The following is a 21237-nucleotide window of genomic DNA, read 5'->3' on the forward strand; positions in this document are numbered from 1 at the left end:
TTCATCGTCATCAACTTCGCGCTGGGCAAGCTGGCGGAAATCGTCTCCCGCCGCCTGAGCAGCCGGATGCCGAACGCCGCGGCGGGGGGAAACCCGGCCACCGACATCGAGGCGCCCATCGCGCCGCCGGTGGCCCCGATCGACCCGAAGGTCTAGGGCCGGAGGCAACAACACCGGGCAGCGAACAAAAAGATGCCGCCGGATCCCCGCCCCCGCCAGGGGCGGGGATCCGGCGGCATCGCCCGTTTGCGGGGTGCCGCTATCAGGTCCGTCAAGGGTTTCCGGGAGATCTTCGAAATACCTTGGTGACGGCGGTGTGCATGGCAATGGGTCCGGACCGGTGGTTTCGAGCAAGACTCATTGTTTCCGGGGGATAGGTGGCCAGCCCCTGCCCGGGAGCATTGCAAAAGGCCCCATCGCAAACAGGACATTGCACCGTCGCCGCGCCAGCGCGATGACGGACTGAGTGTGTTTTGCCCTCGGTCCATCATCGGTCGTAGTAGATCCTTGAAGCCGGATCCTTGCAGGTCGGGGAGTCGATCGTCGAGAGGTGACACGCCTGGTTGGGGACCTCGTTGCACTTCATGGAGTAGTAGTCCCCCTTGCATCGAGGTCCCGGGCCTCCATGTCACCGGAGCCATCCCCGTGTAGGAGGCCGGATGCCAACTACAGTCTGGAAGCTGCCATCTCGGGCCGTCACGCGCCGTGAACACTGTGGTTCCGCTCGTTGCCAAGCCCGGCAAGCCGAGAGGACAACGCACACTCGACCGCCAAGCAGCAAATGTCGATAAGAGGCGTGGAGTGTGAAGATCTCCACCATCTGCGCCACGCCCAGGCGAGGTCTTGTTCTGGGCAGCCGGGCTGCGCCATATGCCTCATTCCTTGGACGATGCAGGCCCCGGCTTGGGGATGACTGGGGCCCGCATCATTATTCGCATCTTGATCGGCTGACTTTACCAATCTGAAGTCCAACTGTGATGTCCTGGCCGACGGGGACGACCCGGGACCTGGGCGCAGGTCCGCCGCGCCGACCAGACTATTCGTCGGCCGAGAAGGGGTGGGCGCGGGCCGCGGCCGCGGCGCGCCGGATTCGGCCGGAGACCCTGAAAACCATGGCCTCCAGCCGCGTGGGATCGTTGGCCAGGTGGACGTCGTAGATGCTTTCCAGGCTCATGGCGCCGAGCCACACGCGGGCCCTCCAGGCTTCCCGGGCTGTGGGCGCGATCAGGTCCAGCATCGCCTCTCCATGCCAGAGGCCCAGATACGCGCTGTTGAGAGCCGGATCCCAGGCCGCCGCTAAGTCCCAATCCAGCACCCCAACGAGCCGGCTCTCCAGCCAGTGCACGTTGTGTCCGGCCAAGTCGCCGTGGACAAGCGCCGGTGGAATCGCGGCAAAGCCGGCGATGGTCGAGAGAACCAGTTCCGCCTCCGCGACCAGCCCCGCGGGCAGCGCCCGCAACGTCGCGGCGGTCTTCGCGGACGTCCAGGGGCCATTGAACGCAAAGGGCGGCGCCAGTAGGTGGGCCAGCGGCGCGACGTCGATGCCCGCAAGTTCCTCCACCAGCCGCCGCAACGCCGCGGCATCGCCCATGTGCGGGGCATGTGCGCTTCCCGGGAGGTAACGCTGGACCACTGCCGAGCGGTCGCCGCCGTGCCACACGGGGGTCAGTGCCGTCGGCAGCTCGAAACCGAGCCGGGGTGCCAGGGCTTCCACGAGGTCCACCCGCCGCTGCATCTGCCGTCCGGCAGCCGAGGTGCGGCTTATCCGCAGCACCGCCTCGTTTTCGGCGACGAGCACCGCATGGAATTGGCCACCCTCGTTGACGTGGGCGGATTCCCATGCCGGTCCCGGATAAAGGGATTGGGCGAGGGCAATTTCCTGTGGCAGCGGTTTTCGGATCACGGCACCATCCTTGCAGGTCAACCTCAAGGTGTTGATGCATCGCGACAAAGTAGGATCGGGAACATGAATCAAAGGTCTGTGGAGCAAAGCCAACCGATCGAACCCGCGATGCCACCGGCCTGCAACCCGGAAGGCAGCTCGCGCAAGGCGCTGAAGATCGAGTTGTTGATAGTGCTTGGCCTTTCCCTGGGGCAATCGGGCATCTACTCGATCGTGAACCTCATCGACAAGATGACCCGCGCGCCCCTGGGGTCGCAGACGACGTCACTGAATAACTCGCTGAACAAGCGCGAGTACTTCGACCTCACCTACCAACTCCTGGACATCTTCTTTGCCTTGGTGCCGGTCATGCTGGTGCTTTACTTGCTCTGGCGGTTGCCCGGCGGAAACGCCTTTGCCCGATTGGGCTTCGACTTCGCGAGACCGTTAAAGGACTTGGGATGGGGTGCGGGCCTGTTCCTGGCCATGGGCCTTGGGACGCTCGGTGTGTATGCGGCGGGCCGCGCGCTGGGGCTGACCACGCTCATTGTCCCGGCCGCGCTGGACGACTATTGGTGGACCATTCCTGTCCTTGTCCTTTCAGCGATCCGCCACGGCATCCTGGAGGAGGTCATCGTCGTAGGGTACCTCTTCGAGCGGCTGGGTCGCCTGGGATGGGGCAAATGGCAGATCATTGTCACCAGCGCCGTGCTGCGCGGCAGCTACCACCTCTACCAGGGCATCGGGCCGTTTGTCGGCAATGTCGCCATGGGCATCGTCTTCGGCTACGTGTATTCACGGCGGGGCCGTGTCATGCCGTTGGTCATCGCGCATGCGTTCCTGGATATCGCCGGATTCGTCGGTTACGCGCTCTTGGGTTCGGCCATCGGGGTGGGTTCCTAAAAACGGTTTGATCGCCGCATTTGTGTTCCCTTGCGCGAAGCCGGGGTCTCGCTAGGCTGACGGGAAAGCCGTTTCCCGTCAGCCCGTTTCCTCTCGGAAGAAAATGACGCCCGGGAGTTCCTCGTCAGGAGAACCGAGTGCCCGCAGCAATGAGTTCACAAAAAATGTTTCGGGTCGGGTTGATCCTGGGCATCATCGGCCTTTTCTTCAACATCCTTGTTTCGCCGATTTGGAACTGGCTGGCGATGAACCAGAACGACTTCGAACTGCCACTTGGCATGGCCGGCGCCGTTGTCTACGTCTTGCAACAAGGCGCCTTCTACGGTGGCCTGTTCCTGCTGGCTGGGTCCTTTGTCGTCCGTTCGGCGGAGGCAGCCGTGGACGGAATCCGCCAGGAACCGCAGATGCATCCCCGTGCGGAAGAGGACTGACGATCGCTGCTCGGCGATCTGTCACAGACCCCACTGATGACGGAGGGACGATGCCAAACTTCATGAGTTCGAGACAAATGTTGAGGCTGGGATTGACCATGGCCGTTGTCGGCGTGGTCTTTTCCTTCACGAGCACCGCCGTGACCCTATGGCTGTTTGGCGCTATTCCCGTGGCGTGGGACGTGTTCGCTGGCGCAGTCTTTGCGCTCCAACAGATCCTGTTCGTTGGTGGCATCTTCATGGCCATCGGATCGATCATGGTGCGGCACTTTGAGATCCTGAAAGACGAGGTACAGCGAGCCGCCGGTGGGGGAGCGGCCGGCCGGTGGCGGCAACAAGGTTAAAGAACCTCGGGGTTGTGGTGAGGCCGGAACTTCCGGTTTCACCACAACCCCGAGGCTGTTGTCTTGTCCTAATGAATCCCTATAGCGTGATCGAACCCTTGGGGGTTTCGAAGGTCACTGAGAGGATTCCCGGCGTGCCGTTGGGTGCCTGCCAGTTGACGGTGACGTCGCCGACCGGCAACTGCTCGGGCTGTCCGAGCCAGTCTGCAACGCGTTCGCTGGATCCGGCGATGCTGATCGACGAAATCTTGCCAACCGGCGGCAGTGCCTTCGACGGGTGCAGGTTCTCCGTCCCGTCATCCCAACGCAGCAGGTACGGGACCTGCGGGTCGGCGATCAAGCCGTTGACGCCGATCTGGCGCCAGGTCAGTTCCTGTCCATCGGGGAACTTCCGATTTCCCGGTACCGAGCTACGGCCTAGGCGAGCCTCGACCGGTGCCAAGTCATCAACCGCAACGCACCAGCCCATCCAGCCGCCGCCAAGTTCGGAACGGGCGCGAACGGCCTGACCGAACGGTGCCTTGTCCGATGCCGGGTGGTTCAGTACCTCGACAACTTCGAGGTACTGGTCATTCTGCAACGGGAAGATGACATTGCGAGTACCAAATCGTGGGTGAATACCGCCCTTTACAGATTCGAGTCCAAGGGCCGCGCCGATCCGAGCGGCAGTTGCCGCGAGGCCGTCGGGTCCACAAGCGTAAGTTACATGGTCCAACCTCATCATGTGCCCATCATGGCACGATGTGATCTGGCTCTCGAGTTAGGGTTACCTAACTTGAGTTTGGCTGGCGCTTTCATGGTCAAATTCGGGCCAGCGTCCCATTCCTTCCGCGTTGTCACATTTTGAGATGTTCTTGCGCGCCCGCATTTCCTTGCGCCAGACTGATTCACAAGGTCATGAGTTCCAGCAACAAGCCCCGGCTTGCTGGACGGCAACCCTCCACCGCGGTGGGGTGCCCCGGGTGAAGACCAGGCCCTGCGTCACAAGGACGCAGGACAAGCGCGGGCATGCCCCTACGTAGAATCCGACGCCACAGGTGTCGGCTACGGGCATACCCCTTGAATCCTCGAAGGGGAGAATAATGTCAAACGACTGGTCATTTGAAACTCGTCAGATCCACGTGGGCCAGGAGCCGGACGCCACCACCGGTGCGCGGGCCCTGCCGATCTACCAAACCACTGCCTTCGTGTTCCCGACCGCGGAAAGCGCTGCCGCGCGCTTCGCGCTGCAGGAACTGGAGCCGATCTACACGCGCATCGGCAATCCCACCCAGGACGCGGTTGAGCAGCGCATTGCCAGCCTCGAGGGAGGCGTCGGCGCGCTGCTGCTGGCCTCCGGCCAGGCCGCCACGACCTTCGCGATCCTGAACCTCGCGGAGGCCGGGGACCACATCGTGGCAAGCCCCAGCCTCTATGGAGGAACGCAGAACCTGTTCAAGCACACGCTGCGCAAGCTGGGCATCGAGGTCACCTTTGTTGCTGATCCCGACGACCTCGACGGCTGGCGTGCCGCGATCAAGCCGAACACCAAGGCGCTCTTCGGCGAGGTCGTATCCAACCCCCGCCAGGACGTCCTGGACATCGAATCGATCTCGGCCATCGCCCACGAGGCCGGCGTGCCGTTGATCGTCGACAACACCCTTGCGACCCCGTACCTGGTGCGTCCCATCGAATGGGGTGCGGACATCGTGATCCACTCGGCCACCAAGTACCTCGGCGGCCACGGCACGGCCATCGCCGGCGTCATCGTGGACTCGGGCAACTTCGACTTCGCCGCCGACCCGGAAAAGTTCCCGGGCTTCAACACCCCGGACGAGTCCTACAACGGACTGGTCTTCGGCCGCGACCTGGGCGTCAACGGCATCCTCGGCGCCAACCTCGCCTACATCCTGAAGGCCCGCGTCCAGCTGCTGCGCGACCTGGGGTCCGCAGTTTCCCCGTTCAATGCGTTCCTGATCGCCCAGGGCCTGGAAACGCTGTCGCTGCGCATCGAGCGCCATGTCTCCAACGCCGTGGAGGTCGCCAAGTGGCTCGAGGCGCAGCCGCAGGTCGAGTCGGTCAACTACGCCGGCATCGAATCGAGCCCGTGGTTCGAACGCGGCCGCAAGTACGGCCCCAAGGGCATCGGCGCGATTGTTGCCTTCGAAATCTCCGGCGGCCTCGAGGCCGGCCAGGGCTTCGTCGATGCACTGAAGCTGCACTCCCACGTGGCAAACCTCGGCGACGTCCGCTCGCTGGTGGTCCACCCGGCCTCCACCACCCACGCGCAGCTCACCGAGGCCGAGCGGGTCGCCGCCGGCGTTTCCCCCGGCTTGGTGCGCCTGAGCGTGGGCATTGAAAACGTTGCCGACATCATTGCCGACCTCCGGGCCGGTTTTGAGGCAGTCGCCTCGCTCGCCGAGGTTGAACTGCAGGGTGCCACTAATTGAGCGTGGAGACAGACGTGGTGCTTTACGACGCCGAAACGGCACAGACGCTGGGCTACGCCCCGGACGGGATCCTTCGGCACCTTCACACGGGTGAATACACCTTTGAAACCGGCGGCGTGCTTCCGGACGTGGTGCTGGGCTTTGAAACCTGGGGGACGCTTAACGAGGACGCGTCCAACGCGGTCTACATTGCCCACGCACTGACCGGGGATTCACACGTCGCACGCGGGCTCTCGACCGAGCCCGGCTGGTGGGACGGCTTTGTCGGACCGGGAAAGACCGTGGACACCGACCGCTACTTTGTGGTCTCGGCAAACATGGTCGGTGGCTGCTCTGGCTCCACCGGTCCGGCAAGCCTGGATCCGGACGGCAAGCCGTGGGGCTCGCGTTTCCCGTTCACCACCATCAAGGACTCCGTGCGTCTGGAAGCACGCCTGGCAGATGCCCTGGGCATCAAGGTCTGGCACACGGTTCTCGGCGGTTCCATGGGCGGGGCCCGGGTGCTGGAATGGGCTGTCGAGTTCCCGGAACGCGTGAAGAACTGCGTCGTCGTTGCGGCAACAGCGGAATCCTCGGCGGAACAGATCGCCTTTGCCCAAGCGCAGAGCGCTGCCATCCGCCTGGACCCGGACTTTGCCGGCGGCGACTACTACGCCAACGACAATGTCCCCTCGGCGGGGCTCGGCCTGGCCCGCAGGATCGCGCACATCACCTACCGTGCCGAACCCGAGCTCGAGGTGCGCTTCGGGCGCTCCGCGCAGGACGGTGAGGCTCCCGTCGGGTCGAAGGACCTGAACCGGGGCCGCTACCAAGTGGAGAGCTACCTGGACCACCAGGCCGGCAAGCTGGTGGGCCGCTTCGACGCCAACAGCTACCTGGTGCTGACCGATGCCCTGATGAGCCACGACGTGGGACGCGGGCACGGCTCGGTTGAGGCTGCGTTGTCACGCCTGGGCTCGGTGAATTTCTTCGTCTCGGCGGTTGATTCCGATCGACTGTACTGGCCCGAGCAATCGGAACGACTGGCGAAGTCCCTGCCGAACCCGGTGGAGGTCCGCTACATCACCTCGCCGATCGGGCACGACGGGTTCCTGACCGATATAGAACAACTCGGCGATGCGCTGCGAAACCAGATTTTCTCCTAGGGATCTGGTTTACGGAAGGCTGTTGAGGGACTGAAGACGTATGGCTCCGGTTGAAGAATCATTCTTCAACCGGAGCCATACGTCTATGCGGGCTATGCGGATCTAGTCGGTCAGTGCCTTGAGGCGCGCCTGCGTGTACTCGTCGCGGGTGATGAGACCGCGGGCCAGGAGGCTGTCGAGCTCGGCCAGTTTTTCTTCGATGGTTTTCTTCGGTGCCAACATTTGGGATTTGGCCGCCCGGGTTGCAAGGTCGGTCTCCAGCGTGAAGATGTCCATGCCGGCGTTCTTCGTGGTCTTGTAGTTTCGAACCCAGACGAATGCCCCAAATGCCAGGATGCCGATGAATGCCACGAAAAATATCCCCATGAAGGCTGGAACCGCATCGAAGATGAAACCCATGCCACCGGGTAAGTCGGTGGGGTCCGGGCCGAGTGTTCCGAATTGGACGGTCTCATCTGGCCCCAGCAGCTCGGTGGGGAAATCGTCGATCGTGCTTGTGCTTGCTAGGGTCATGATTTGCCGTTCTGTCCTAACTCGCGTTGGCGTGTGCATCGCCGCTGTACGGCCTGTTAACACTAGTCAAACATCAATTGATTGCAGAACCGTCGAATTTAGCCAACCGTTTTCCATTTGTGACGAATGGTTCGGTTTCTCGGTGAAATGCCTAGTCGATCGATTCGGTTCCCAGCGACGGGCCGACCGTGGGCTCGCTGAACCGAACGGCCAGGGGGCGCTTGGGTGTGATGCCGTCGCCCGAGGATTGGTGCCGGATGCGGCGAAGGACCCACGGCGCCAAATGCGTGCGGGCCCAGATTAGGTCCTCGCGGCGAGCCTCGCGCCAGTTCTTGGATTCAATTTCCCCTGGCCGGGCGTGCTGCAGGTCATGCGAAACGTTCAAGGCATCTAGTGCCATGGCCGCGATCGTGTGGTGTCCGAGCGGCGAGAAATGCAGTCGATCGTCGGCCCACATCTGCGGCTGGTGCAATTCACGCAGCGACCACATGTCTGCCACGACGGCGTCGTAGCGGGCTGCGATGGTGCGAACGTTTTCGTTGTAGATTGCGACCTTGCCTCGAATGCCGCCCAGCACCGGTGTGTCACGAATGTCGGGGCCCGTGAAAAGCAGGATGGTTGCGCCCGAGGTCGCAAGGATCCGCATGAGCGCGTCGAGCTTGTCGGCGATGGCGTCCGGATCGCCCCCGGGGCGAATGACGTCGTTGCCGCCGGCGCACAGGCTGATCAAATCCGGCTTGAGCTCAAGTGCCGGGCCCGCCTGCTCGTCGAAAACCTGGGCAATGAGACGGCCGCGGATGGCGAGATTCGCGTAGGCGAAGTCCTCGATGCCTTGGCTGAGTTGCTCGGCCACGCGGTCTGCCCATCCGCGGTAACCTCCGGGGCTGCTTGGATCAACATCGCCGATTCCTTCGGTGAAGGAATCACCCAGGGCCACGTAGCGTCGCCATGGATGGAGAAGTGCGTTGTCGGTCAATGAGCCTTCTTCGAGGGGATTGGCGATGTTGTTCACAGAGGTATTCTTACCAAAGAATATCTAAGTTACCTAAGCGTAGGTTAAGTGGCGACACCAAGGGCGCGTGGATTCTGGTTGACTGGATGGGTGAGTGAAAATACCTGGAACCCCACTGTCATCTGGTCGCGCCCCGAAGCCGAGCGAGCCGGAACGCCCTTGCTGGTGCTCTTGCACGGATACCTGTCCAACGAAGAAGACCTCATGGGGCTGGCCCCCATGTTGCCTGACGAATTCACCGTAGTCTCGGTGCGAGCCCCGCAGGCCCTTGGCCCGGGTTTCACCTGGTTCCCGCTCATGCAGGACCTGGACTACTCGTTTGATGCGGTCAAGAAGTCGGTCGCGGATCTGTGGGCTTGGCTGGAGCCGATCGCCAAGCAGCACTCCTCCGTAAGCCTGCTGGGGTTCTCCATGGGCATGGCGGTGGCCACGTCCTTGCTGCGCCATCAACCGCAGGCGATTTCCACCGTCATTGGCCTCTCGGGATTCGCGGTGCCGGGGGACGACTCCGGGTTCTTCAAGGACGAGGAGCTCGCGGGCATCAAGACGCCGATGTTCTGGGGTCGCGACCAGGCCGATCCCGTCATCACGCACGACAAGGTCGAGTACACCCACGGCTGGGCCACCGAAAACGTGCATGTCACCAAGGTGCTGTACGCAAACATGCTGCACTCGGTCAACGCGCAGGAAATGGCGCACGTGCACGAATTCCTGACGCATGTGGTGCTGAAGGGCGCCTCCGTATAACCTGACGACTTCAATGCCGGTTCGCCGGTCTGAACCTCGACGAGCTTCAAAGCCTTGTGGCGGCCGCCTGGAAATCCCAGCGACCGCCACAAGACTTGTTCAGAACAAAAGAACTAAGCGGTTTCGATCTGGACCGATTCGCCGTTCACGGTGACGGTGTCACCATTGCGGATCTGGGCCCCGCGACGGGTCTCGATCTCGCCGTTGACCTTCACCAGTCCGTCTTCGATCATCTGCTTGGCGTGCAAGCCGTCCTCGGCCAGGGACGCCAGCTTGAGCAGCTGTCCCAGCCGGATTGATTCGTCGCGGATCTGAATGTGGAATACCTCGGAATTTGCCATGCATCAATCATCGCGCATCATCCGGATGCGATGTGCATGAAGTCATGATGACGCCGATGTTTGTGGCGTAGCCGACAGAATGTCGAGCCCCGCGAAGGGTGGGAGTACGTTTCTCTAGGTAGGCATCCCGTTCCAAGGAGAAGAGTGGCACGTCCAGAACCCCGCGCGGTTGCCGGTGCATTGACCCTGGCCGGATCGGCGGGCATGCTCATGCCGCTCCAGGCCTTGATAACGTCGAGCGCGGCGTCGCCCCTGGGTGGGTTCCTGCCGGCAGCGATCCTCAGTGCCTCGACCGCGCTGGCCTGCATGCTTGTCGCCAGTGTTTCGATCCCGGCCGCACGCAGGGGCTGGAAGCAAGTCGGTGCGGTGTGGCGCGAACGGCACATTCCGCGCTGGTTCGTTTTGGCCGGCCTTATCGGTTCCTATTACATCGTCGCGCAGGCCATGAGCGTTGGCAGCATCGGGCTTGCGCTCTTTGCCGTTGCCGTTGTCGGCGCAAGGACGCTCTCCAGCATCCTCATTGACGTGATCGGGTTCAGTCCCGCGGGGCGCCAACCCATCACCCGGCAGCGTCTCGCGGGCGCCGTCCTCCTGGTTGTCGGAGCAACGATTGCCGCGTGGGGGACAGGTGCACGGGCCGCCGAAGACCCCATGGCGCCGGTTGCGCTGGTGGTGGCTATCGTCGCCGGGTTGCTGGTGAGTTTCCAGCAGTCAATGAACGGTCGGGCTGGGCAGGCCTACGGGTCCACTGCCACGGCAACAACCATCAACTACCTGGCCTCCTTCGGCGGGCTTCTCCTGGCGATGGCCGTCGTTGCCCTCCTGGGCATCGAGCCCTTCGGTTTTGCCGCAGCACCTCAATGGTGGATGTACTTCGCCGGCCCGCTCGGCATCCTCTTTGTCGTCACGGGCGTCAGCCTGGTCCCCAAGCTCGGCGCCCTGGTGTTGGGCATCGGACTGGTGACCGGGCAACTCGTGGGTTCGCTGATCATGGACCTGCTGCTCGATTCCGAGCGCGTCGGCACCAATGAAATCGTCGGAACCCTGCTGACCCTCGTCGCAGTGTTCATCGCCTCATGGCGCCCCAACGGGCGACCGCAATGGAAAGCAAGCAAGATATCGTGAGTACCGCCCTGTCCGTGGCCGCACCAAAAAACGAGACACGCCTCGGCCCGGTCTATCTTTTGGCTGCCGTTCTGGCTGGCCTGGTCATGCCCGTCCAAAGCCGCGTCAACGGCGCGCTGGGAACCCACCTGGGCGACCCCGTGGCTGCCTCCCTGGTCAGCTTCACCACCGGGCTGGTCTTGCTGGTCGTGGTTTCAATCTTCGTGCCGAGTGCGCGTGCCGGGGCGAAGCTGATCCCCGTGGCCTTGCGCGAACGGCGCTTTCCCCGCTGGTATCTGGCCGCCGGCTGCGTCGGTGCGATGGTCGTGGTCACCCAGTCGTTGACGGTACCGCTGGTCGGGGTCGCCCTGTTTACCGTTGCGCTCGTTACCGGGCAGACGATTGGCTCCATGCTGGTGGACGGCATCGGGTTCGGTCCCGGCGGGCGCCGGAGGATCAACGCGCTGCGAGCCGTCGGGGCCGTCCTGGCGGTTGTCGGTGTGCTGTGGGCGGTGAGCCCGCGCATGGCAACCAGCGAGGCCGTCGCGAGCCTGCTGTTGCCGCTGTTGCTGCCGCTTGTTGTCGGTTTCCTCATGGGCTTCCAGTCCGCCATGAACGGGGTACAGGCCCAGACCTACGGGACCCCGGTGGCGGCAACGCTCATGAACTTCGCGGTGGGGGCGGTCCTGCTGGGCGTCATCCTGCTCGTCAGGCTGCCGTTTACCGGGGCTCCCAACCCGCTGCCCACGCAGTGGTGGTACTACCTCGGCGGCCCGCTGGGCTGCGTCTTCATTGGCCTTTCGGCATTCCTGGTCAAGCACCTGGGGGTGTTGCTGACCGGGCTGGGCATGATCGGCGGGCAACTCGTTGGGTCGCTGCTCATCGACCTGGTTCTCCCGGCTCCCGGCGCCTTGGTCAATGCCGCGACCATCGGCGGCACGCTGCTGACCCTGGCCGCCGTCGCCTTGGCATCGGTGGCCGGCGGCAAGAGGCCCAGGGTTCGATAGCGCCACCGCGCTCCGACGGCTTGGCCAGAGGCGGACCGGACGAAAAAGCTTTGCCATCACGGGGGATCTGCCACATGTCGCGGCCGGCTCGTGTGCCCTAGGATTCCACTAAAACGGGAACAGGGGTCAACCGCCATGAGTATCCTTCAAACCCCCGACGAGGGTGAAGTTACCGGGGAAACCGCCGCCATCTATGCGGAGGAACGGGCCGATCTGGGGTACGTGCCGAGCCACTCGAGGGTGTTGGCCATGAACGCGGAGGCCTACGAAGGCTGGGGGAAGCTGGTTTCGGCGATCGCCGGCTCGATGGGCATGCGCAGGTACGAGCTGGTGACCCTGGCCGCGGCGCTCGGGCTGGAGTCTCGCCATTGCCGGCTCGCCCACGGGCAGAAGGCGCTGAAATTCATGGGGGAGGACGAGCTGCTGCGCATTGCCAAGGACTACCGCGACGCGGGCCTGGACGAAGCCGAGGTCGCCATGATGGACTTCGCCGTCAAACTGAGCACCGACGCGGCCGCGATGAACGACTCCGACTCCCGGCGGCTGCGCGATCTGGGCTTCAGCGACCGTGAGATCGTGGACATCGCCCTGGCCGCGGCGGCCAGGAATTTCCTCAGCCGGTTCCTTCAGTCGCTGGCGGTGGATGTTGACGTCCCGCCAAACCTTGGCGAGGCGATGCGCCATGCGCTGCTGGAGCCATTCGGCCCGGAGTAAGGGCGCTAGATTCGGGATGCGCGGGTCGACGGACTGTTCACTGATCGCCGCCTGCTGATCGCCGCGGAGCCGGCAAGGTCCTGGTTTTGCGCGCTCGCCGGACACCCCGAGTGAGGCCCGACGGACCGCCCCGCGATGAACCCCCATGTAACGCACCGGAACGCTCTGGCATCGGCCAACAAACACGTTAGGCTTATCGAGTATGTTTTTCGCCCTACGGACCGCAACCAGCGGCCTCGTGAATCATTGGAGTTGTTATGGCGCCTCAGTCCAAGCTCGATCAAGTCATCTCCCTCGCCAAGCGGCGCGGCTTCGTTTTCCAGGCCGGTGAGATCTACGGAGGCTCCCGTTCGGCATGGGACTACGGACCCCTGGGTACCGAGCTCAAGGAAAACATCAAGCGCGAATGGTGGCAGACCTTCGTCCGCGGGCGCGAGGACATGGTGGGCCTCGATTCCTCCATCATCCTGCCCAAGGCCGTCTGGGAAGCCTCGGGCCACGTGGCGACGTTCACCGACCCGCTGGTCGAGTGCACCTCCTGCCACAAGCGCCACCGCGAAGACCACCTCATCGAGGCCTTCGTCGCCAAGAAGAAGCGCCAGCCGGTCGACGGCATGAGCGAAATCGCCTGCCCCGACTGCGGCACCAAGGGCCAGTTCACCGAACCGCAGCTCTTCTCCGGCCTGGTCAAGACGTTCCTGGGCCCGGTCGACACCGCAGCCGGCCTGCACTTCATGCGCCCGGAAACCGCGCAGGGCATCTTCGTGAACTTCAACAACGTGCTCACCGCCTCGCGCAAGAAGCCGCCGTTCGGCATCGGCCAGATCGGCAAGGCCTTCCGCAACGAGATCACGCCGGGCAACTTCATCTTCCGCACCCGCGAGTTCGAGCAGATGGAAATCGAGTTCTTCACCGCACCCGAGGACGCCCCGGCGTTCTTCGACAAGTGGGTCGAGGACTGCTGGGCATGGTTCCTGGACCTGGGCATCAGCGAAGAGAACCTGCGCCGCTTCGACGTCCCCGAGGACGAGCGCGCGCACTACTCGGCCGGCACCATCGACTTCGAGTACCGCTTCGGCTTCCAGGGATCGGAGTGGGGCGAGCTCATGGGCGTCGCCAACCGCACCGACTACGACCTGACCAGCCACTCCAAGGGCTCGGGCACCGAACTGTCCTACTTCAACCAGGCCACCGGCGAACGCTACACCCCGTACGTGATCGAGCCGTCCTTCGGCCTGACCCGTTCGATGATGGCCTTCCTGGTCGACGCCTACGTCGAGGACGAGGCCCCGAACGCCAAGGGCGGCGTGGACAAGCGCACCGTGCTGAAGCTCGACCCGCGCCTGGCCCCGGTCAAGGCCGCGGTGCTGCCGCTCTCGCGCAACGAGGACCTGTCCCCGAAGGCCAAGGCGCTTGCCGCCGAGCTGCGCAAGAGCTGGAACATCGACTTCGACGACGCCGGCGCCATCGGCCGCCGATACCGCCGCCAGGACGAGATCGGCACCCCGTTCTGCATCACCGTCGACTTCGACACCCTCGAGGACCAGGCCGTGACCATCCGCGAGCGCGACACCATGACACAGGAACGCGTGGCACTGGACCAGGTGCGCAGCTACCTGGCCGAGCGCCTCAACGGAGCCTAGTCACATGGTCGAGCTTGAATTCCGGCCCTGGCGGGACGGGGACGATTTGGCGTTGCTGGAGATCTTCGGCGACCCGGCGTCCCCGCACGCCCACCAAGACCGCACCATGTTCCGTGCCGACTCGGACGCGCCCTTCGGGCGCTGCCTGGTCGCAACGGACCAGGGCATCGCGGTTGCCGCGGGCGTGGTCTTCGCCTCGACGCTGCACCCGCGGCGCCTGTGGCTCTATGTCGAGGTCGCCCGCGAACACCGCCGCACCGGGGTCGCCACCGAGCTGGTCGAGCGCCTGCGTGCGCTGGTCCCTGCCGGACAGACCACGGAGCTGAAGTCCCGCTACACGCGGACCGCCGGAACCGACGCCGCCGCGGCGGCCGGCTTCTGCGAGTCGCTGGGCATGACGCAGATCCAGGTGGCGCGCGATGTCATCGTCGAACCCGGGGGCCTGGCGCTTCCGGTCTTCGAGGACGACGGGCTGACCCTGGAGGACATCGCCACCGGTTCGGTGGAGCTGACCAAGCTGGTCGTCGAGTTCTACAACGCGACCCACCAGTGGGACGATGCGGAGATGACGCTGGGCAGCGCCCAGAAGATGCTGCTCGACGACGCCACCGGCGCGCAGGGCGTCGTCGTGTTCCGCGACAAGCCCAAGGCACAGGGCGGGAAGATCCTGACCTTCGCCATCAGCTACACCCCGGCGCGCGTGGATGCGCCCGCCGACGTGCTGCTGGGCTGGAACCCGGAGCTGGGCGAAGAGGAATCGGCCGAGCCGATCCGCGGCATGCTGGCCATGCTGGCCCACCAGTACCCGGTGAAGCTGGAGGTCGACGAGTCGATGTTCGTGCTTTCCTCGCTGGTTGACGCATTGATCAGCGCCGACCACGCCACGGTCATTTCGACCACGACGATCGTGGCGACCGCGTAGCCGGTAGGCAACAACGCAGATGGCGTCGGTCCGCTTCCCTTCGGGGAAGCGGACCGACGCCATCGTTGTTTGCGGGGGCTGCCTGTGACAGGGGGAAGGGCCCTTGCTCCCGGGACGAACTCCCGGGCGCAAGGGCCCCAACTTGTTGGTCCTACTTGCTTACTTGCAGGTGAACTTGGCGTCGGCCCAGTCCGCGTGGTCGTTGCCGTTGCCGTCCCCGGCGACGTCAGCCACCAGGTCCACGTACTCGGCGCCGGTGATGTCGGCGCTCAGCGCGAAGGTCGCGCTGGTTGCCCGCATCACCGGGGAAGCGGCGACGGACTTGCCGTCTGCCAGCACGGTGAAGACGACCGAGCCCAGGGTCTTCTGCGCGTCGTCGATGCCGACCTGAGCCGTGAAGGAGGAGCACTCTCCGCCCGTGTAGTAGCGCACGGTGCTGGGAGCGTGCGCACCCAGGCCCTTGGGGTAGACGATGCCGTTCAGGGTGATGGCCGGACCGTCGCCCTGCCCGTTTTCGCCGTTGGCCTTGTCCTTCTCCACCGGGCCCCAGCCGTTGTCCGCGCTGACCCACTGGTGGTCGCTGGCGTAGACGGTGCCCGCGGGCGGTGTAGGCAGCGTGTAGACGGCCACGTCGTCGGACACCGTGCGCGTCCCCACCGGATCGGCCGTGGTGGTGTAGGTCGCGGTGGTGCCGACCGTGTAGTCGCCGTCGGCGGAGGCCGGGGGAACCACGGTCCAGGTGGTCTTCAGCTTCGCACCGGCCGCCAGCGTGGCGGCGCTGTTCGCGGTCTTCGCCGTGGCGGTCCAGCCCTCGGGGAGCTCGAGGGCGACCTCGAGGTCCTTGATGTCAGCCGGCTCGTCGCTGGTGAACGTCGTGGTGAACGTGTTCTCCTGGTCCTGCTTGATCACGTCGCCTTCAAGCGCGACGGCGACCTGGCCGCAGGCCGGAATGCTTTCCGCCGTGCCGAGGTCCTCGATCAGCAGGTTGTCCAGGGAGAAGTCTGCGCCCTCCGAACCGCCCACGCGTTCGAGCCCCACCCAGGTGTCGCCGCAGCCGCCCGCCACGATGGTGTCGGTGAAGCGGGCGGTCTCCAGCTGGCGCGGCAGCGCCTTGGTCTGGGTCTTGACCGTTCCGTTGGCCGAGGCGTAGCCGCCGACCCAGTTGTATTCGCCCGCGAGGGCGTTCTGGTAGTCGAAGCCGACCCGGTACTCGTGGCCCGGAGTCATCGGAACCGTGTAGTTCGAGGTCCGGTACACGAGCCCCGGGCCGCCGTTGGGGCCCTTGTTCTCGGCGTGGGACTTCAGCGACCACTTGCCGTCGATGACGTCGTCGGTCTTCTGGCCGTTCCAGCCCGACTGGGTGTAGGGGGCGTTGAGTTCGGCCAGGTGGGTGCGGGGGTCGGTGGACCCGCCGGCGTTGCCCTTTTCGAAGGGACCCCAGCCCTGGTCGATGTCCTCGAAGTCCTCGGAGATGACGCCGGTGGTGGGAACCTTCGAGGTGGCCACGACCCGCACGTCGTCGATGCGGACCTTGGCCGCGCCCTCGCCGGCGGCGATGCGCAGCGTGGGGGTGGCTGATTCAGTCACGTCGACGAGCACGCGCAGGCGCTGGAAATTGGTGCCGTGCTTCTCGTCGGCTGCAACGTAGTTGGTGGCCCTGGAGCTGCGGATGGTGTTGGAAGCTGATTCGGTGCCCTTGCCCTTGACGGACAGGGTCGCCTCCCGGGTCTGCCCGGGTTCGACCTCGACCCATGCGCTCACCGAGTAGGTACCCGGTTCAAGCTTTCCCAGCCGCTGGCTGATGGCCGAGGGGCCTTCGCCCAGCACCGCGAGGGTGTGGCCCTTGGCGCTGCGTTCGGTGGTTGCCGATCCGGAGGGGTCCCATGCCGTGAGCGACCCGGCGTTGAAACCGGGATCCACAACGGGGGTTCCCTCGCCGAACGCCGGCTTCTGGGGGAGTGCCGGGCGGGCGTCGCCCACCAGGACGTAGGGCTGGCCGGCCTCGGCGCTCAGCGTGATCTTGCCCTGCTTCGCCCGAGGCTGATCGACCAATTCACGGCCGGTGTCGGTGAGCTTGTACAGCTTGTAGCCGCCGTTCTGGCGGAAGCGCTCCGGCAGCGTCCAGGTGGAGGTGCCGCCCTTGGCGCTGTAGTGGTAGAGCTTGGCCGCTTCCCTGCCGCTGGCGTCGAAGGTGCCGTCGGCGGCCCAGGGCAGCAGGTAGGTGTCCCCGCGCAGGACCTCGGTGCCTCCGTCGGTGATGACCCTGTCCGCGGCCGAGGTCCCGGTGACGGAAATGCCGCCCGTGAGGTCGACCCGGTCCTTCTCCCACTTCATGATTTCCTGCTGCTGCAGGTACTTGGCCGGGAGGTTCTTCTTCCAGATGTTCTGGGAGAAGGCGTTGTAGTCGGTCTGCCCGGTCCAGCCTTCCCACTCGACGATGTTGGCGTTGCCCAGCAGCGGGTGCGGGTTCCAGGTGTCCTTCTGCGAGTTGAGCGCAAAGCGGATGATGTCCGAGTTGACGCCCTTGTTGTTGGATCCGCCGTATTTCTCGTCCGTGGCCCAGTGGGACCACGTGTTGTTCCGGTCCAGCGAGTGGGCCCACTCGGAGCTGACCCGGAAGCCGTTCTTGACGAGTTCCTTCTGCAGTCGCTCGGCCAGCCAGCCGTACTGGTAGTAGACGTCGACGTAGACCATGTCCAGGTTCTCGTCGGTCTGCTCGCGGAACTTCTTCACGCGGTCGGCGAGGTTTCCGGTGAGGATGTCCTTGCGCTGGTTGATGTAGTAGGACTGGTCAAGCCAGCTCCAGCCCTTGGCCTTCGGGTCCACGAGGTCCTCGGAGAAGAACTTCGATTCCGGGTAGGCCTCGGTCTGGTTGATGTGGACGCCGTAGGAGGCGTTCCACTTCTTGCTGGCCTCCAGGAGCTGGTTCAGGTCCTTCAGGCCGCCGGCGCGGGTGTTGTAGTTGTCGGCGAAGTCGGTGTTGGCCGAGTCGTGTCCCTCGCTGCCGAAGCCCTTGAGGATGGCCGACTGGCCGAGGCCGTCGGTGGCCAGCGCGATGCGCTTGGTGTCGTCCAGGGTGCGCAGGAACGGGTGCGTGGCCTGGGACGCGAAGTTGAACGGGATGCGCTGGACGACCTTGTCCTTGACGTCGCCGCCCCGGTTGGGGAGCACCGCGATGTCACGCAGGGCGATGGCCGCATCCTGCCAGTTGACCGCGTCGTCGCCGTTGGCGTCCGTGGTGATCTTCACCTTGGACCACGGCAGTTCCTCGGTCTCGTTCGAATCGTTGGCACGGTAGAGCCAGTCGCCGCTGGAGATGCCCACGCGCACGTGGTCGCCGTCCTTGACGGCCTGGCGCTGGAAGCGGCCCTGGCTGCGGTATCCGGAGCCCGAGGACGTGTCGTACAAGGAGTTCGATTCCAGTGCGGCTGCAAGCTCTCCGGTGGTGGCCAGCGCGAATGCGGACTCCTTCGGAGCGGCGTCGGCGGGGGTGGAATCGGTGACGTTGGTGAAGGTGTCGCCGGACTTTGCGCGATCCACCGACAGGTTGGCCGTGGCGACCTGCGCGCCGGCGCTGGTCGAGGAGACACTGACCAGGTTGTTCCCGGGGATGCCCAGAGTGCGGATCTTGGTGGCGGTGCCGTCGGTGATGCCCGTGACGCGGAAAGTCATGACGGAGTGCTCGACGCTGATGCGCGCGTCGATGACCGCGCCGGGAATGCCTGGAATGGTGATCCGGTAGTCCATCGCAGAGTCACCCGCAGGCGTCGAGGTCACCTCGACCTTGTGTGTCTCGCCGTTGACCTTGATGGCCTTGATCGGAGCGGTGCTGCCGTCGATGGAGGCCGACGTGGCTGCCTCGGTGTACTTGAGGACCTGCGGGAAGTCGCGGGAGACCGTGACCTTGAGTTCCTGCGAGGAAATGGTGCTCGTTGGTCCCTCGGGGGTTTGCGGCATGGCAGCTGCGCCGGTCATGCCGAGGGGGACCAGCGCGGATGCCGTGATGGCTCCGATTGCTGTCAGCGCGACGGCCCTTCGGGTCTTACGGGGTGAACTTCGCATCGTGCTCCTTGTTAATTGCAAGCGGCCCAAGCTCACACGACGTCCCCACCCAACGCGTTTCCGGACCACACGGCTATGTTATGGATAACATGAAGAGTGTGGCACGGGTCATAGTGCTGGGTAAAGCAATTTTTGGGAATTTTCTGAGTTCAGTACTTTTGTACACATCGACGAATATGTGATCCATATCAATCTGTCGATGCCCTGAATGGCTGGAGGTACTGCAGGGTGCGGCTTCACCGGATGGGCCAAAGTTCGCGGGCCATGCCGCCAACCGAGCTCGCGGCCAGCGCATAGGCAGCGACCGAGCGATGCGTCTCCGAACACGCAAGGCGGCGCCGCCCGAGGTTCCCCGCAAGGGGGATCTGGGCGGCGCCGTTGGTGCTTTCCGCGTTTCGGGCTCGAGGGGCTAGTCCAGTTCGACGACCCGCACCGAGCCGGGTCCCTCGACGAGCAACATGATCCGCGGGCTCGCGACATCCGCCGAGGCGATCGCCGCGGCCAGTTCTTCCTCGCTGGCCTGGTATCCGTCGCCGGCCCTGGCCAGCAGCCTGACCCGGGCACCGGTCGACTTCGCCAACGCGGCACGCAGCGGACCCGCGTCCCCGCCGGCGACCAGGACGATCGAATCCAGGGTGCCATCCCGCTGCGAGTCGGTGGATTCCAGCACGGTGCGGTCCGCGCGCCAGATGACAAAATGGTAGAGCGATACCAGTACGGTGGCCGTGAGTAGCCCGACCGGTGCACGGACCGACTCGAGCAGTCCCGAAGCCAGCCTGTCTGGCTCCAGCAGGAACTCGATGAGCCGGAACCCCGCCACCAGCAGGGCGACCAGTGCGACCACGGCGCTGATGCCGAAGACCGCAACCAGGTAGACCCTGCGCCCGCGGGGATCCGCCGGCTTCCCCGGACGCCAGGCCCGCCACCATGTCAGCGCACCCAGCGCCAGCCAGATCACCCCGGCCAGCAGCAGGCTGCGGGTGTTGTTGCCGGCCAGCGGGGGAGTCAGCGAGGCAAGCGATGCGTTGACGCAGACCCCGAGCCCCGAGGCGCCCGCGGCCAGGCCGAGCCCGGAGACCACTTGGCGTCCGGCTTCCGCGGTGCCGGGCAGGCGTCCGGCGAACCAGGACGGTGCGAGGCTGCAGACCAGGGCGCCGGCCATGGCCGTGCCCAGTGCCAGTGGCGCGGGCGCAAGCAGCTGCAGCGACGGTCCGCGCAATGCGGCATTGCCCAGCGTGTACAGCAGGTACCCGGTGCCGCCCAAGGCTGCGGCACCCGCGGCCAGGACCCCCACGAGCACCAGCGCGACATCGGCGAACCCGCCGCGCACCGCGCCCATGCCCCGGCGCACCCAGTGCCACCACCACACGGCCAGGCCGCCGGCGATCCACGGCAGTTGCGCCAGCATGCCCTTCCACCAGGGGCTGCCGATCGAGGGCGCGGGAAAGAACGTGTCGAGCGCGGCGGAAAAGACCACGGACAACGCCGATGCCAACGCGGTGGCGCCCACGAGCAGGCCGTACCAGCTGCCCAGGATCCCGGGCAGGTTCGGCAGGATCCGCGGCGTGCGCCGGGCATCGCGCCAGATCCACTGGTGCCACCACCAGACCCCGCCCCAGACCAGTGCCCCGGCGAGGTCGCGTCCCCAGCCGTCGGTGCGGCCCGAGGCCAGGTTGCCCAGCAGGGAGAACAACGAGGTGCTTGCCGCGATCAGGGCCGTGGCATACATCGCCGCCAGGTAAAGGCCCCAGGCCGGCGCCCCGGACTCGGCCGGTTGCAGCAGCCGCTTGGCAAGTGCCCGCCAGAGCAGCAACGTCAGCGGGCCCGCGATGAGCAGGAAGGCGATCGACCTGGCCAGGGCCGAGGTGCGCTCGGTCCCGGTCAGCTCCCCGGGGTCCAGGACAAGGGCCAGCAGCCCCGAAGCGCCCGTGGCCGCGACGGTTACAAGTGTGAAGAAGAGGATGTAAAGCACCAGGCGTCGCACCGTGGGCAGCGCGCCAGTGCTTTGTGCGCCCGTTGTCTGTGCGGAGGCGGCCAT

General features: G+C 65.0%; 18 protein-coding genes and 1 riboswitch. Of the genes, 11 read left to right on the plus strand and 7 right to left on the minus strand.

The window, feature by feature from the left end; genetic code table 11:
- Positions 1–1036 precede the first annotated feature (1036 nt).
- Positions 1037–1903, minus strand: coding sequence for a phosphotransferase family protein (locus tag ACIQLF_RS17495; RefSeq protein WP_400301196.1), 867 nt, complete (start codon positions 1901–1903; stop codon positions 1037–1039).
- A 108-nt stretch (positions 1904–2011) separates the two neighbouring features.
- Here ACIQLF_RS17495 and ACIQLF_RS17500 point away from each other — a divergent pair, with 108 nt between their 5' ends.
- The 3 genes from ACIQLF_RS17500 to ACIQLF_RS17510 all read left to right on the plus strand — a co-directional run bounded on the left by ACIQLF_RS17500 (position 2012) and on the right by ACIQLF_RS17510 (position 3560).
- Positions 2012–2785, plus strand: coding sequence for a CPBP family intramembrane glutamic endopeptidase (locus tag ACIQLF_RS17500; RefSeq protein ID WP_400301576.1), 774 nt, complete (start codon positions 2012–2014; stop codon positions 2783–2785).
- A 149-nt stretch (positions 2786–2934) separates the two neighbouring features.
- Complete coding sequence (locus ACIQLF_RS17505) at positions 2935–3216, plus strand: hypothetical protein (protein WP_400301199.1); 282 nt, start codon at positions 2935–2937, stop codon at positions 3214–3216.
- Between the two features lie 98 nt (positions 3217–3314).
- Complete coding sequence (locus ACIQLF_RS17510; protein WP_400301202.1) at positions 3315–3560, plus strand: hypothetical protein; 246 nt, start codon at positions 3315–3317, stop codon at positions 3558–3560.
- 79 nt (positions 3561–3639) lie between these two features.
- Here ACIQLF_RS17510 and ACIQLF_RS17515 read toward each other — a convergent pair whose 3' ends face one another.
- The gene (locus tag ACIQLF_RS17515) at positions 3640–4284 is read right to left on the minus strand and encodes a VOC family protein (protein ID WP_400301205.1); all 645 of its coding nucleotides are present in this window, start codon (positions 4282–4284) and stop codon (positions 3640–3642) included.
- A 169-nt stretch (positions 4285–4453) separates the two neighbouring features.
- Positions 4454–4569: riboswitch (SAM riboswitch) on the plus strand.
- Between the two features lie 73 nt (positions 4570–4642).
- Between ACIQLF_RS17515 and ACIQLF_RS17520 the strand changes: the two genes are divergently transcribed.
- Positions 4643–5989: a bifunctional o-acetylhomoserine/o-acetylserine sulfhydrylase gene (locus ACIQLF_RS17520; RefSeq protein WP_400301207.1), complete on the plus strand. Its 1347-nt coding sequence runs from the start codon at positions 4643–4645 to the stop codon at positions 5987–5989.
- Positions 5990–5991: 2 nt separating this feature from the next.
- Positions 5992–7134 (plus strand): homoserine O-acetyltransferase, encoded by a 1143-nt coding sequence (locus tag ACIQLF_RS17525; RefSeq protein WP_400301578.1) that lies wholly within the window; start codon positions 5992–5994, stop codon positions 7132–7134.
- Positions 7135–7236: 102 nt separating this feature from the next.
- Here the strand turns inward: ACIQLF_RS17525 and ACIQLF_RS17530 are convergent, their stop codons facing one another.
- Complete coding sequence (locus ACIQLF_RS17530) at positions 7237–7647, minus strand: SHOCT domain-containing protein (protein ID WP_400301210.1); 411 nt, start codon at positions 7645–7647, stop codon at positions 7237–7239.
- A gap of 151 nt (positions 7648–7798) precedes the next feature.
- Positions 7799–8659 carry an SGNH/GDSL hydrolase family protein gene (locus ACIQLF_RS17535; RefSeq protein WP_400301212.1) on the minus strand — a complete coding sequence of 287 codons (861 nt, stop codon included), beginning with the start codon at positions 8657–8659 and terminating at the stop codon, positions 7799–7801.
- Between the two features lie 90 nt (positions 8660–8749).
- On the opposite strand from ACIQLF_RS17535, the gene ACIQLF_RS17540 reads away from it, so the two are divergent.
- Positions 8750–9406, plus strand: coding sequence for an alpha/beta hydrolase (locus tag ACIQLF_RS17540; protein ID WP_400301215.1), 657 nt, complete (start codon positions 8750–8752; stop codon positions 9404–9406).
- A gap of 113 nt (positions 9407–9519) precedes the next feature.
- Here the strand turns inward: ACIQLF_RS17540 and ACIQLF_RS17545 are convergent, their stop codons facing one another.
- Entirely contained in the window at positions 9520–9747 is a 228-nt protein-coding gene (locus ACIQLF_RS17545; protein WP_209995825.1) for an RNA-binding S4 domain-containing protein, read from the minus strand.
- 144 nt (positions 9748–9891) lie between these two features.
- Between ACIQLF_RS17545 and ACIQLF_RS17550 the strand changes: the two genes are divergently transcribed.
- The 5 genes from ACIQLF_RS17550 to ACIQLF_RS17570 all read left to right on the plus strand — a co-directional run bounded on the left by ACIQLF_RS17550 (position 9892) and on the right by ACIQLF_RS17570 (position 15137).
- Positions 9892–10872 carry a DMT family transporter gene (locus ACIQLF_RS17550; RefSeq protein ID WP_400301218.1) on the plus strand — a complete coding sequence of 327 codons (981 nt, stop codon included), beginning with the start codon at positions 9892–9894 and terminating at the stop codon, positions 10870–10872.
- Positions 10869–11858: a DMT family transporter gene (locus tag ACIQLF_RS17555; protein WP_400301221.1), complete on the plus strand. Its 990-nt coding sequence runs from the start codon at positions 10869–10871 to the stop codon at positions 11856–11858. Before ACIQLF_RS17550 ends, ACIQLF_RS17555 begins: the two co-directional genes overlap by 4 nt.
- Positions 11859–11993: 135 nt before the next feature.
- Positions 11994–12572 carry a peroxidase-related enzyme gene (locus ACIQLF_RS17560; protein WP_400301224.1) on the plus strand — a complete coding sequence of 193 codons (579 nt, stop codon included), beginning with the start codon at positions 11994–11996 and terminating at the stop codon, positions 12570–12572.
- A gap of 257 nt (positions 12573–12829) precedes the next feature.
- The gene (locus ACIQLF_RS17565) at positions 12830–14215 is read left to right on the plus strand and encodes a glycine--tRNA ligase (RefSeq protein WP_400301228.1); all 1386 of its coding nucleotides are present in this window, start codon (positions 12830–12832) and stop codon (positions 14213–14215) included.
- Positions 14216–14219: 4 nt separating this feature from the next.
- The gene (locus tag ACIQLF_RS17570) at positions 14220–15137 is read left to right on the plus strand and encodes a GNAT family N-acetyltransferase (RefSeq protein WP_400301231.1); all 918 of its coding nucleotides are present in this window, start codon (positions 14220–14222) and stop codon (positions 15135–15137) included.
- Positions 15138–15296: 159 nt separating this feature from the next.
- Here the strand turns inward: ACIQLF_RS17570 and ACIQLF_RS17575 are convergent, their stop codons facing one another.
- Positions 15297–19199, minus strand: coding sequence for an endo-alpha-N-acetylgalactosaminidase family protein (locus ACIQLF_RS17575; protein ID WP_400301234.1), 3903 nt, complete (start codon positions 19197–19199; stop codon positions 15297–15299).
- 409 nt (positions 19200–19608) lie between these two features.
- The gene (locus ACIQLF_RS17580) at positions 19609–21237 is read right to left on the minus strand and encodes a DUF5671 domain-containing protein (protein ID WP_400301237.1); all 1629 of its coding nucleotides are present in this window, start codon (positions 21235–21237) and stop codon (positions 19609–19611) included.

It is taken from the genome of Paeniglutamicibacter sp. NPDC091659 (genome assembly GCF_044756805.1).
In the GTDB taxonomy this organism is placed as follows: domain Bacteria; phylum Actinomycetota; class Actinomycetes; order Actinomycetales; family Micrococcaceae; genus Paeniglutamicibacter.